This window comes from Verrucomicrobiota bacterium, assembly GCA_019247695.1.
In the GTDB taxonomy this organism is placed as follows: domain Bacteria; phylum Verrucomicrobiota; class Verrucomicrobiia; order Chthoniobacterales; family JAFAMB01; genus JAFBAP01.
The window spans coordinates 1-12,396 of the sequence record JAFBAP010000174.1 but is presented as its reverse complement, the minus strand read 5'-3'; the positions used below and the strand labels follow the sequence as shown (position 1 = coordinate 12,396).

At 61.8% G+C, this 12,396-nt stretch carries 11 protein-coding genes and 1 pseudogene; 7 read left to right on the top strand and 5 right to left on the bottom strand.

The window, feature by feature from the left end; genetic code table 11:
• Positions 1 to 317: 317 nt before the first annotated feature.
• Positions 318 to 1,361, bottom strand: a complete 1,044-nt coding sequence (locus JO015_20600; GenBank protein MBW0001501.1) for an NAD(P)-dependent alcohol dehydrogenase — start codon at positions 1,359 to 1,361, stop codon at positions 318 to 320.
• 345 nt (positions 1,362 to 1,706) lie between these two features.
• On the opposite strand from JO015_20600, the gene JO015_20595 reads away from it, so the two are divergent.
• The 4 genes from JO015_20595 to JO015_20580 all read left to right on the top strand — a co-directional run bounded on the left by JO015_20595 (position 1,707) and on the right by JO015_20580 (position 5,035).
• Entirely contained in the window at positions 1,707 to 2,480 is a 774-nt protein-coding gene (locus tag JO015_20595) for a D-threitol dehydrogenase (GenBank protein ID MBW0001500.1), read from the top strand.
• Between the two features lie 50 nt (positions 2,481 to 2,530).
• The gene (locus JO015_20590) at positions 2,531 to 3,532 is read left to right on the top strand and encodes a dihydroxyacetone kinase subunit DhaK (GenBank protein MBW0001499.1); all 1,002 of its coding nucleotides are present in this window, start codon (positions 2,531 to 2,533) and stop codon (positions 3,530 to 3,532) included.
• A 31-nt stretch (positions 3,533 to 3,563) separates the two neighbouring features.
• Positions 3,564 to 4,196 carry a dihydroxyacetone kinase subunit L gene (gene dhaL, locus JO015_20585; protein ID MBW0001498.1) on the top strand — a complete coding sequence of 211 codons (633 nt, stop codon included), beginning with the start codon at positions 3,564 to 3,566 and terminating at the stop codon, positions 4,194 to 4,196.
• Positions 4,197 to 4,258: 62 nt separating this feature from the next.
• Entirely contained in the window at positions 4,259 to 5,035 is a 777-nt protein-coding gene (locus JO015_20580; GenBank protein MBW0001497.1) for a triosephosphate isomerase, read from the top strand.
• Positions 5,036 to 5,701: 666 nt separating this feature from the next.
• On the opposite strand, the gene JO015_20575 is transcribed toward JO015_20580, so the two are convergent.
• Together JO015_20575 and JO015_20570 are read right to left on the bottom strand one after the other, a co-directional pair.
• Complete coding sequence (locus tag JO015_20575) at positions 5,702 to 6,262, bottom strand: hypothetical protein (GenBank protein ID MBW0001496.1); 561 nt, start codon at positions 6,260 to 6,262, stop codon at positions 5,702 to 5,704.
• Positions 6,263 to 6,315: 53 nt separating this feature from the next.
• Positions 6,316 to 6,777 (bottom strand): hypothetical protein, encoded by a 462-nt coding sequence (locus JO015_20570; GenBank protein ID MBW0001495.1) that lies wholly within the window; start codon positions 6,775 to 6,777, stop codon positions 6,316 to 6,318.
• Positions 6,778 to 7,190: 413 nt separating this feature from the next.
• On the opposite strand from JO015_20570, the gene JO015_20565 reads away from it, so the two are divergent.
• Positions 7,191 to 8,753, top strand: a complete 1,563-nt coding sequence (locus JO015_20565) for a glycerol-3-phosphate dehydrogenase/oxidase (protein ID MBW0001494.1) — start codon at positions 7,191 to 7,193, stop codon at positions 8,751 to 8,753.
• A gap of 235 nt (positions 8,754 to 8,988) precedes the next feature.
• Here JO015_20565 and JO015_20560 read toward each other — a convergent pair.
• A pseudogene (locus JO015_20560) lies at positions 8,989 to 9,984 on the bottom strand (sugar-binding transcriptional regulator).
• A 267-nt stretch (positions 9,985 to 10,251) separates the two neighbouring features.
• Here JO015_20560 and JO015_20555 point away from each other — a divergent pair.
• Complete coding sequence (locus tag JO015_20555) at positions 10,252 to 10,488, top strand: hypothetical protein (GenBank protein ID MBW0001493.1); 237 nt, start codon at positions 10,252 to 10,254, stop codon at positions 10,486 to 10,488.
• Positions 10,427 to 11,914 (top strand): glycerol kinase GlpK, encoded by a 1,488-nt coding sequence (glpK, locus tag JO015_20550; GenBank protein ID MBW0001492.1) that lies wholly within the window; start codon positions 10,427 to 10,429, stop codon positions 11,912 to 11,914. Before JO015_20555 ends, glpK begins: the two co-directional genes overlap by 62 nt.
• A gap of 329 nt (positions 11,915 to 12,243) precedes the next feature.
• Here the strand turns inward: glpK and JO015_20545 are convergent.
• Positions 12,244 to 12,396, bottom strand: a 153-nt coding sequence (locus tag JO015_20545; GenBank protein ID MBW0001491.1) for a hypothetical protein, incomplete at its 5' end; no start/stop codon positions are given.

The following is a 12,396-nucleotide window of genomic DNA, read 5'->3' as shown; positions in this document are numbered from 1 at the left end:
GAATCCCAGCTGCGGGACTTGACACCGACAGGCGGCGCCCATGCTGCCGCTCCGAACTCCGAACTCCGAACTCCGAACTCCGAACTCCGAACTCCGAACTCCGAACTCCGAACTCCGAACTCCGAACTCCGAACTCCTTCCCCTCTTTCCGCCGTGGTCGCCGTGGTCCGCCGTGTTCGCCGTGTGAACTCTTACGTGGTGCCCGCCCGATCGCCGTGCCCGCCGTGTGACCGTGTGAACTTCTGTGACCGTGCCCGCCACCCTCGCTGTGCCCGCTGTGTGAGTGTGTTCTGCGGATGTTCTGTTTTATCCGCGGGTTACGTCCCGGCGCTTACGCGGATCTGCGCCTTCACGCAGTCGGGCGGCATTTTAAGCGCGAAATCAAACGCTGCCACGCTCTCGCGAAACTCAAAGGTACGGCTGATGAGCGGTTTAAGGTTAATCTTACCCGAACCCATCAGGGCGAGCGCACGCGGGTAGACGTGCGCGTACCGGAACACCGTCTCGATCGACGCCTCTTTGGCCTGCAACGAGACAATGTCGACCTCCACCGGTTTGATCGGCATGCCCACCAGGACAATCCTTCCCCCCGGGGCCAACGGGTCATGCACCTTTTGGATGGCTGCCGGTGCGCCCGTCGCTTCGAACACCAGTTCGGCCCCCCACCCATCCGTCAGTTCATCGACAACCTGGCGTACATTTTCTTTGGCGACGTTAACGGGCCGGATCGGGCCGAGCTTGGCTGCCAGGTCCAGCTTGGGCTGTTGCACGTCCGTAAGCACAACCTGGCTGCAACCACCGGCCAACGCCGACAGCGCAGTCACCACCCCGATCGGGCCGGCACCCATGACGACCGCCAGATCGCCCGGCTTGATCTTCGCCTTGACGGCCGCGTGCATGCCTACAGCCAGCGGCTCAACCATGGCTCCTTCGGCGAAACTCACGTTGTCAGGCAGCTTGAACGTGTAAGCGGCCGGATGCACCACGTACGGAGTCAGACACCCGTGCACCGGCGGGGTCGCCCAGAAACGCACCGCCGGGTCCAGGTTATAGATGCCAAGGCGCGCTGCCCGGCTGTTCGGGTCCGGGATGCCCGGTTCCATGCAGACCCGGTCGCCCGGCTTCAGGTGTTTCACCTGCCTGCCGGCCTCCACCACCGTGCCCGCGGCTTCGTGACCCAGCACCATCGGTTCATTGACGACGAAAGGACCGATTTTTCCGTATTCGTAATAATGCACGTCGCTGCCGCAAATGCCGACGGTATCAATGGCGATCTTAACATCGTGAGGACCCACTTCACTCGGCAGATCAATGTCGCGGATCGACAGTTCACCTTTGCGTTCAAGTACCAGGGCTTCCATACGCCCGTAGCTTAATTTCAAATGAAGTCCGGCGAAAGGCACGGATCACGATTATTCGGTCAGCCGGCCCGGTTTTTGCGCAATGACCGTTGCGATCCCGGCCGAAAATCACGGCCCGCAATCAGCGTCTCCGAATCAAACGACTTGACGAACCTGAAGCCTTCGGATTGTGTCCATACAACCATGGTCACCCCCCGAAAAGCGGCAGCCGGACCGAGGCCGGCCGCGTTTTCCTCCAAACGGAGCTGACTGCCCGGTGTGTCCGGTTGCCGTCTTTCGGGTTACGGCAGAGGGGTTTCATCGTTTAACGTTAACCGCGCAATCGCATTCACCGTTTGCCCACGCATGGAATTATTCACCGGCTACGACAAGGACTTCAGGTTACAGGGTAAGACGGCGTTCATCACGGGCGCGGCCGGCGGCATCGGGCACGCGATCGCCACCCTGTTTTATGAGAAGGGGGCAAATCTCATTCTCATCGACTTCAATCCGGGCATTGCCGAGGTTGGGCGGCAACTCGCGCCGGATCCGCAGCGAGTTGCGACCGTCATGACGGACGTTACCCAACCCGCCGAGCGGGAACGCGCCGTTGGCGAGGGCCTCTCGAGGTTCGGGGCCATCGACATCCTGGTTAACAACGCCGGCGTCGCTTTGCTCGATCCGGCGCTCGAAACTCCGGAAGCTCACTGGGATAAAACGATGAACCTGAACTTGAAGGCGCCATTCTTCCTGGCGCAACGCATCGGCGCGGAAATGATCCGGCGCGGCGGCGGGAAAATCGTCAACCTGGCGTCGCAAGCCGGCGTGATTGCCCTGGAGCGCCATTCGGCCTACTGCGCGAGTAAAGCCGCGATCATCAGCATGACGAAGGTCCTCGCCCTCGAATGGGCTAAACATAACGTCCAGGTGAACGCCATCTCGCCGACGGTGGTTCTGACGGAACTCGGCAAGAAGGCGTGGGCAGGCGAAGTCGGTGACCAGATGAAGAAAAAGATTCCGGCCGGCCGGTTTGCCTACCCGGAAGAAATCGCCGCTTGCGCCCTCTTTCTCGCAAGCGAAGCGGCCGCCATGATCAATGGTGCAAACCTCGTGATCGATGGCGGGTATACAATCCAGTGATCCAGTAAGTAAGTTTTACCTTACTCAAAAACCGGTACCCGGACCATCAAATGCGCTACTTCACCCACGATCCAGAAACGGCCATCGAACACGCATTATCGGGGATCCTTGCCTACACCGGAGTCCCCCTGCAACGGGTCGGAACGCACCTTGCGGTAGTCTGTCCTGAAAATGCAAACCGCAAAGTCAGGATTGTGGTCGGAGGGGGCAGCGGGCACGAACCGCTCTTTCTGGGGATTTCCGGCCCCGGGCTGGCTGACGGTGCGGTTGCGGGCCAGGTGTTTGCGGCACCCGCGCCGGATGCGATCTCCGCGGTAATTGAGGCGGTCAAGCCGGATGAAGGAGTGGTCCTGGTCTACGGGAATTATTCCGGGGACGTGCTGAATTTCAGCGTGGCCGCCGACGAAGCGAAGGAAAACGGCCTTCAGGTAGCTGAGGTCCGGGTCCACGACGACATCGCTTCCGCTCAGGTCCCGCAGTTGGAGGACCGGCGTGGAATCGCCGGCGACATCTTCGTCATCAAAGTCATTTCGGCGGCAGCCGATCGCGGCCTGTCGTTTACCGACGTGGTTCGAATCGGCGAAAAGATCAACCTCCATACCCGCTCGTTAGGGGTGGCGTCCCGGGCGGCCACGGCCGTCGATACCGGCCAACCGATGTTTGAGCTTCCGGAAGGAGAAATTGAGATCGGCATGGGCCTGCATGGCGAGATGGGCGTCCGGCGCTCCGCGCACCAACCGGCTGAAGAGCTGGTGCCGCAGATGCTGGAGATGCTGGTGGCTGACTTTGAGCAAACCAAGCTTCCCCTGACGCGTGCGGCGGTCATGATCAACGGGCTGGGGAGCACGACGGTGCTGGAGTTACTGGCCATCTCGGGCCATGTCCGGAAATTTCTCGATACCCATTCTGTTCCGGTTGCTTACCAGGCCGCGGGCCAATTCGCGACGTCGCTGGATATGGCGGGATTTTCGATTACGATCAGCCAACTCGACGATGAACTCGAGGGGTTGCTGGCGGCCCCATGCCGGTCATTTTGCTTCACCAAATCCTGACGTGCAGCGCTAAACTCCGCGGAGAGCTGAGATGAGCTTAAATATTGAACAAACCCGTTCACTGGTCATGCATGCGCTGGAGGATATCGCGGCCAGGCGTGATGAGCTTAATGAACTGGACCGGGCGCTGGGGGACGGCGACCACGGCACGACCATCGCGCGTGGAGCGAAAGCGGCAACCGATGCATTGCGCGGAGCTGACCTCGGCAGCGTTAATGACGTCTTCACGTTGGCGGGTCGCGCGATGATGAAGAGCATGGGAGGCGCCTCCGGGGTTCTTTTCGGGGTATTTTTCCAAGGGGCAAAGGCGTGCGCCGCCTCGCAGGTGCTGGACGCTCAAACGCTGTTCGGCTTCCTCAAGAGCGGTCTGGAAGCCCTGAAACAAAAAACCAAGGCTCAACCTGGCGACAAAACGATGCTCGACGCGGTCGTGCCTGCCATTGCCGCCTTGGAGCAGGCGACTCAAGCGTCAGCGGCCCTTGACTCAGCCTTGGCGCAGACTGCCGCGGCGGCCGAACACGGTGCTCAGTCGACCGCCGGTTTGCTGCCGCGCTTCGGCCGCGCCCGAACGCTCGGCGAGAGGGCGGCCGCGGGTCGAGATCCCGGCGCCACGTCGGTTTCCGTGTTTCTGCGCGGGCTGGCCAATCACTTGCCGAAAGGTTAGGTTCTCACGCGTCCCGCCAGGGTGCGGTTCACAGCGCAGACGGGCAGTCTTCGCCGGTTACCATGATGCTGACTTTCGGTACCAATTGGAAGATGCGAAACCTGGGTCGCGAGGAGGCGCGCACGTACGCTCGCGTCGTCGCCGCCTCCCTGCCCCAGCTCGGGGAAACGCAACTTTTTATCCTACCGCCCGCCACCCTCATCCGGGACATGGCTTCAGAAGCTGCCGGCAGCAACCTTCTCATTGGTGCTCAGAACTTTCATTGGGCCCCGGAAGGTGAATTTACCGGCGAACTCTCGACGGCATTGCTGAAGCAGGAAGGCGCCACGATCGTGATGGTAGGACACGCCGAACGGCGTTCGCTTTTTGGCGAATCGGACGAAATCATCAACCGCAAACTGAAAAGGGCGTTTGAGGACGGATTTTATGCGGTTCTCTGCGTCGGGGATTCCGAGCCCGGCATGAGCGCCGTGATGCTCGGTGAAACGTTTTCGCGGCAAATAGGGATTGCGCTGGACGGCGTCACCCCGGCTGCGCCAGGCAAACTGATCGTCGCCTACGAACCGGTTTGGGCGATCGGAGAAGCCGCGAAAGGTTCACCGTCCGGAGACCAGGTTGCCGCTTGCGTCGACTTGATCCGGCAGGCGCTCGAGCGGTCGTGGGGTGGCGCCGGCCGCGAAGTCCCTGTCCTTTACGGAGGCAGCGTCGGGCCCGGCAATTGCCGGGAACTTGTGGCCGGGACGGGCGTCGACGGGCTTTTCGTCGGACGCTCGGCTCGGGACCCGCACCGTTTTGTGCTCCTGATCCGGGAGGCACTGAGCGTCCTCGCGAAAACCTGAACTCATTCTCAGGAGCGTTGAGCCGGTTTTAGCCCCGGAAGAACGCAACGGGAGGATCGACCCCCGGCCCTTCAACGCTTGCGGTAAAGCAAAGGCCCGCGCCGGGGTGGCCCGGCGACCGTCTTCCGCCCCGAAGGCACACGAGATTTTAGCCCACCGCCGCTTAGTTAAGGCCCGGTGGATGGGGGTGCTTTCGTCCCGGAGGGACGGCTGAGGTTAGGCAGGTCCTTTAGTGCCTGTGAGAGGGGCATTTAAGAGGGAGCGCGTCCCGTCGGGACGCCTGAAACGCTGCCCCGGAGGGTTCCTGCTCGCAAGGGGCCGGCCAAACTCGGCACGACCCTCGACGACGAAAACCCGAACGTCCCCCAACCGTTGACGCCCGCTTATTTGGCGCACGCCTTCAGGCGTCCCGATGGGACGCAACCCCTGGGGGACGCCCGCACAGCACAGGCAATGAAGTACCTGCCTAACCTCAGCCGTCCCTCCGGGACGAAAGCACCCCCATCCACCGGGCCTTAACTAAATGGCGGTGGGCTGAACCCGGGGCTATGTTCCATTGGCCCTTCAGGCCATCAAACCGTCTCCCGGCCCGTTGGGCCTAGACCCTTTATACGGTCTGATGGGTGTAAAGCCGGCAGGCACCTGGGAAGGAGCCTCCGCTACGCTCTACAACCGCGCGAACAGCAGGGCGATGTAGAGCAGGAACAGCACGCCGACTGCCGGCGCCACCAGTTTGTGGAACCATTCGCGCCGCGTGCTCGCGCCGGCTATCGCCACCAAGCCGAAAAGCAGATGAAATATCCCGTTCACGCGATCGGGCAGATGGCCTCGGAGGGCGAATTCCTTTGCCGCGCTGAAGGCGAGACACGCAGCAAGGGCACCGAAGGACCAGCTTCGATGCGCAAAATAATGCTCTCGCAAATCGACAACCCTTTCGCCGGCGATGTCCGGCAAGACCAGGGCCGCGACCATGTACGTGCTGATCGCCTGCAGGACGAGGACGAAGAACCCCGGGAAGGTCCAACGGGCGCGCATGTGGAAGCCAAAACTGGCCCACCACAGCTGAATGGGGATGAGAAGGGCAAGCCCCGCCCAGATCAGGGTCGGCCAGTAGAGCGTCACCCGCGCCCGGGTCAGGATGAGGCCGCGAAAACCTTGCAGGACTTGCGTGATTGCCAGTCCGAGCACGATTGAGAGCAGGACCCAGAGATAGGTGAAGGAATCCACGGCAACGAACCCAGTCTGAAACCATCAACGCTTAAATCTTCGCCCGGCGGCCGTCAGGATCCAGACCCGATGTACCTTGCCATGTAACCGTCCCAGCGGGCGACCGAACCGCGGGGCGGCAGATCTACCGTCACAAACCCGCGATCGCTTACAAACCGGTTGGCCGCCGTGTCATAAATCATGATGCAGTAAGCGTCCAGGTTGGAATAGGTCAGCTTTCTCCCATGTGCAAAAAAGCTTGCCGTCGTCTCGGAGTTGATCAGCTTCGGCCAAAGGTCCTGAATTTCGTAGGAAAGGACCCTGGTGGCCGATACCGCCAGGTAACGCGTCGCCTGCGGCAGCCGCGCCGGGTTGTTTTGCCGGTACCTGGACACCCGGTTTTGCGCGAGCTGTATCTCGTTCGGATTAGGATAATAAACGTCGATGGCGTGATCCCGGTTGTCGACCGTATCGAAGTGGGAACACCCCAAGAGAGCGGTGCAAAGGCAGGACGCAAGTAATCGGGACGGCTTCATCAGATCAGTCGTGAGGATATCAGGCAACTACGGGCGATCCGCCAATGCGGACCATTTCAGTTAAAATGCGTTTGCCGGACGGCGCTGGCAAGTGGCTGGCCGGCTACAGAATGCGGCGCGCTCGCGCTTTACTGAACAGTTGATACATTTTTTTGACAAACTGTTCACTTTTCAGTATCAGCCTTCACAGCGAACAGCCCCTCCCCCAGCCGGGTTTTGCGTTTGGTGCCCCCCACGGGATCAAACTGGCACCGTCGGGTAAACCACGCTAAAGCACCTGGAGCGCTTCAAATCGGAACCTCGGAGGATAATCGAAGCGAGGGAATGCAATCGCCGCCGGCTGCGCGATTTTGAAGGTTCTCAGGCCGGAAAACCGCCAGTCACCTAGTCAGAAGAACAAAGAACGTCCCTCCATGAAACGTGACACCGTACTGGACCAGATCCAAAACACCCGTGAACCCTGGGATTTCCTCGTCATCGGCGGGGGCGCGACCGGTCTGGGGGTTGCCGTGGACGCCGCCGCCCGCGGCTACCGCACCCTGCTGGTTGAGCAGTCTGATTTCGCCAAAGGCACCTCCAGCCGCAGCACCAAGCTGGTGCATGGCGGGGTACGCTATCTCAAACAGGGCAACATCTCACTGGTCCTGGAGGCGTTGCGCGAACGCGGCCTGTTGTGCGAAAACGCACCTCACCTGGTCCATCACCTGGAGTTTATCGTGCCCATTTACAGCTGGTGGGAAGGCCCCTTTTATGGCATCGGCATGAAGATCTACGACCGGTTGGCCGGCAAACTGGGCCTCAGCCCTTCCCACGTACTTTCGCGGGACGAAACCCTCGAGCTGATCCCGACGCTCGAACCGGCCGGCCTTCAGGGCGGGGTATCTTACTACGACGGGCAATTCGACGATTCGCGCCTGGCGGTCAACCTGGCCCAAACCGTTTTCGACCTGGGCGGCTTGGCGGTCAACTACATGCCCGTCGTTGAGCTGATCAAAGAAAACGACCTGATCGTCGGCGCGGTGGTCCGCGACCTGGAAACCGGGGTCGAACACCGGATTCGGGCCCGTGCGGTGATCAACGCCACCGGAGTATTCTCCGATGCGGTGCGCAAGATGGACGAACCGGACGCCAGGACCGTCATCGCCGCCAGTCAGGGCTCCCACGTGGTGCTGCCGAAAACCTTCCTGCCGGGCAACAGCGCCGTGATGGTGCCGCACACGCCGGACGGCCGGGTGCTCTTTGCCGTGCCCTGGCACGATCACGTCGTGGTCGGCACCACCGACATCAGCGTCGATCACATCGTGCCGGAACCGGTGCCGATGGAAGAAGAGATCGGCTTCATCCTGACCAACGCCGCCAAGTATCTCAGCAAGCGGCCCAGCCGCAGCGACGTGCTGAGCGTCTATGCGGGGCTGCGGCCGCTGGTCAAGGTCGGCGACGCCAAAAGCACGGCGGCGCTGTCGCGCGATCATACCATTCTGATTTCGAACGCCGGCCTGTTGACGATCGCGGGCGGCAAGTGGACCACCTATCGCAAAATGGCCCAGGACGCCGTCGACCAGGCCGAGACCATGGCCGGCTTCGACGAGCGCCCGTGTAGAACCGAGCATCTCCAGATCCATGGGTGGACCAAGCAGGCTATCGACGAACCTGCCTTGCGCGTGTATGGGGCGGATGCAGCCGATATTCAGGAAATCGTGCGGGAAGAGCCGGCTTTAGCCGAAAAGCTGCACCCGGAACTGCCTTACATCGGGGCTGAGGTCGTCTGGGCCGTGCGCGGCGAGATGGCGCGGACGGTGGAGGATGTGCTGGCACGCCGAACCCGGGCCTTGCTGCTGGGCGCGCGCGCCAGTATTGAAGCCGCCCCACGGGTGGCTGAGCTGATCGCGCGGGAACTTAAACGGGACGAAGGCTGGCAGAAGCAGACGGTGCAGGAATTCAAGACCGTCGCCCAGGGCTACGTTCCACCGGCCTGAGGAAAATGCCGCAAATGGGAGTGTCGAGTGTCGAGTGTCGAGTGTCGGGTCACACGGCGCCACGGCGGGAAGACAGAATGATCCGCAGAACACGCAGAGAACGCAGAAAAGCGGAAACATCCACAGATTACACAGATTGGCGGGCACACGACGGATATAGCGTCTCTCTCACCCGGCACTCGGCACCCGACACCCGGCACTCTCTTCCATTCGTGGCATTCTCTTCCGTGCCCGCTTAGATCTCCGGGGCCGCCGTGTGATCGTCCTGGCTGTCCGGCCACAACAGGGCCCGGGCAGTCGGTTCGTCCACGATGAGTTCGCTCATCAAACCGCCCCGCGAGGCCGGGCGCAGCCCGAGGGCTTTGCCCAAACCGGACACGACGCATAGAGCGCGCTTGGCCCGCTTGAACAACGACAGGCCGGGCCCGCTGGCGCGGGCATTCAGGGGGGCCTGATCATACGTGCCGTCGCACCGGTAGAAGACGGTCGCGATGTCGCCGACCACCCCTGCGCGGTTTAACTCGTCGAGGTCTTCAGGTTCAAGGAATCCACCGGCATGCACATAATTGGGAACCCGGGCATCGGGCGATCCGACACTGTAAACCAGCAGGTCGGCCCGGCTCGCCAGTTCTAACAAACGCCTGATCGATCGCTCATGTCACATCGCTTCCTTCGATTCGCGGCGGTCAAAGAAAGCCGGAACCGGAAACAGGTGGGCGCGCCCTCCATAGTTTAACGCAAACCGCGTGTAGATATCCCCGATATAGAAATTGTTCATCGAGTAAACGTTGCCGGATCCGTTCAACTGGACGATGTCGACGTGCAGGCAGCGCTTCGGCGTCAGGTGGCGGGAGATCGCGTCCGTGGTGGCGCCCCAGGCCAGACCGGCCACCATCTCCGAATGGATAAGGTGATTCAGGTATTTGGCGGCAAAAGTCGCAACACACCGCAGCCACTCATCTTCGTCCGAGTTAACCGGTACGGTGACGACTTTCACTGCCGGGATGTGGAAGCGGTCCTGGATCTCTTGCTCGATTTCCTGCGGCTGCGCTTCCGGGTCATGAACCCGAATTTCGATGAGCCCGGCCTGGCGCGCGTGAGTTCGCAAGCGCGACACTTTCGGCCGGGAAAGGCCTAACTCCTGCGCGATGCGCTCGGTGGTGAATCCCTGATAGTAACAGAGCCGTGCGACTTTGACTGCCAGGGCGTTAGGGTTCCGGGGGCGAGTCATGACGAAGCAAAGTATGCCTTGGTGGCGGCCGGAAATAAACTCGGGACATACCCTGGGGGCAAAGGAATGAACAAGCGTGCATTTTATTTGACTCATCGTTCAGGGACCGCTAACTGTCCTTTTCAGACAGCCATTCCCCCCCAGTGACCAGCGCAAGGCGGCTCCTTGTTCCTCTCAACGGCTCACGAAGTGGCTTAATTCATGATCCCCTACTAACTAGTTCCTCATGAAGTTCAGGAATTCGTCGCACAGTTTTTCGGCGCCGCGGTGCTGATTCTGTTCGGCTGCGGCTCGGTGGCTATGGCCGTGCTGTCTGCCCGCGTCGACCCCACTATCCCGGGCGAAGTCGTCAAAGGCGGCTACACCAACATTGTCCTGGGCTGGGGCCTGGCAGTGATGCTGGGCAATACCGACCCACCATCTCTAACCTTTTCTTTCCCCCATGCCCGATTACCTCCTTGCCCTCGACCAAGGCACAACCAGTTCCCGCGCACTCGTTCTTGAGTCCTCGGGCAAAGTGGTCGCCGTCGCTCAACTCGAGTTCACCCAGATTTTTCCCCAGCCCGGCTGGGTCGAACACGATCCAAACGAGATCTGGTCCTCCCAGATCGGCGTGGCCGCCGATGCCATCGCCCGGGCCGGGATCCGGGCCGGCGACATCGCGGCCATCGGCATCACCAACCAGCGCGAGACTACCCTCGTCTGGGACCGCAGGACCGGACAACCGGTCCACAACGCGATCGTCTGGCAGGATCGCCGTACAGCGGGCATGTGCGACCAACTGCGGGCCAAGGGCCTGACCCAAACCGTGCAGCAAAAGACCGGTCTGGTCATCGATGCCTACTTTTCGGGCACCAAGCTGGCCTGGATGCTGGATAACGTGCCCGGCGCGCGGGAACGGGCCGAACGCGGTGAACTGGCCTTCGGCACCGTCGACACCTGGCTCATCTGGAAGCTGACCGAAGGCCGGGTACACGTGACCGATGAGACCAACGCCTCGCGCACCATGCTGTTCGACATCCACGCGCGGCGCTGGGATGAGGAACTGCTCAAGGCCCTCAACATCCCGGCCTCCGTGTTACCGCAGGTCAAGAGCTCCAGCGAAGTGTACGGCGAGACGGCCGGCTCGATGGCCGGGGTGCCGATCGCCGGGATTGCGGGCGACCAGCAATCGGCCCTCTTTGGCCAGATGTGTCATAAGCCGGGCATGGCCAAGAACACCTACGGCACGGGTTGCTTCCTGCTGATGAACACGGATACCGAAGCGGTGCCGTCCAAGAACAAGCTCCTCACGACGATCGGCTGGCGGCGCAACGACCGGACCACCTATGCGCTCGAAGGCAGTGTCTTTATCGCCGGGGCGGTGGTGCAATGGCTGCGCGACGGGCTTAAACTGATCCGCGCCTCGTCGGAAGTGGAGGCGCTGGCGGCGCAGGTGCCCGACAACGGCGGGGTCTACCTGGTGCCGGCCTTCGCCGGGCTGGGTGCGCCGCACTGGGATGCGTACGCTCGCGGGGCCATCGTGGGCCTCACGCGGGGGGCGACCAACGCCCACGTGGCCCGGGCGGCCCTGGAAGGTATCGCCTACCAGGTGGCCGACCTGCTCTTCGCCATGGAGGCCGATTCAGGCATCCAACTGAAGGAATTGCGCGTCGACGGGGGCGCCTCGGCCAACAACCTGCTGCTGCAATTTCAAGCCGACCTGCTGGGCATCCCGGTGGTGCGCGCCAAAAACCCCGAGACGACGGCGCTGGGTTCGGCTTACCTGGCCGGCTTGGCGGTCGGCATGTACAAGTCCCCGGACGAAATCGCCGCCCAGTGGGCCTCCGACCGGACCTTTGAGCCGAACATGGCCGAAAGCGAAAAGAATCGGTTGCGCCAGGAATGGAGCAAGGCCCTCGAACGGGCGAAGCGCTGGATCGAGGCTTAGGTAACTGCTGCGGCCACAGCGTGTTTGGCGGGCACAACGACGGAGTTCACACGGCGAACACGGCGGAACACGGCGACCAGGGCGGGAAGAGGCGGAGAAGTTCGGAGTTCGGGGTTCGGAGGCGTCGTATCGCCGGTTCCAATCGCCCGGTGGCGGTGGAGCAGGGCGGGAAGACGGAATCGTCCGCAGAACACGCAGAAGAACGCAGAAAAAGAATACCAAACGCTGGACTTGACACCGGCAGGCGGCGCCCATGATGCCGCTCCGAACTCCGAACTCCGAACTCCGAACTCCGAACTCCGAACTCGACACCCGTTACCCGTTACCCGTTACCGGTTACCCGTTACCTTCGCGGCGATCTCAGCCAGCACCGTCTCCAGCGTCGCCGGATCCACCGGCTTGACCAGATGCCGTGCGAAACCTGCATCCGTGGATTTGCCCCGGTCCGCTTCTTGTCCCCAGCCGGTCATGGCGATCAGCAT